At 40.6% G+C, this 261-nt stretch carries 1 protein-coding gene; it reads right to left on the bottom strand.

Translation table 11 applies throughout. The features are described 5' to 3' along the window. On the bottom strand, positions 1-120 hold a 120-nt coding region (locus L9G74_RS24330), incomplete at its 3' end, for an RING finger domain-containing protein (RefSeq protein WP_500142676.1). Between the last annotated feature and the right edge of the window lie 141 nt (positions 121-261).

The following is a 261-nucleotide window of genomic DNA, read 5'->3' as shown; positions in this document are numbered from 1 at the left end:
GAAATGTTCTCTCATTTCATTCAGGCAGCTCTTATGGATTGTATGTCCACAAGGCATAACAGTGACATCATTTCTTGATTCAAACAAATACTCAAAACAAACCGGGCAATCATGATGCATTGCTCCTTCTACACAAGGGTGACTGTTTTTCAGAAGAGTTGAGTAGCAACAACCACACTTGTAGCAATGGAAGAAATTTTCGCTTCCTCCAGTTCTGCAAATTCCACAGCCACTGCAATGGTACTGCTGCTTAGATATATC

Source organism: Shewanella electrica (genome assembly GCF_022321485.1).
In the GTDB taxonomy this organism is placed as follows: Bacteria; Pseudomonadota; Gammaproteobacteria; order Enterobacterales; family Shewanellaceae; genus Shewanella; species Shewanella electrica.
Note: the sequence above shows the minus strand (reverse complement) of the source record. Positions and strands in the feature narration are given on the sequence as shown.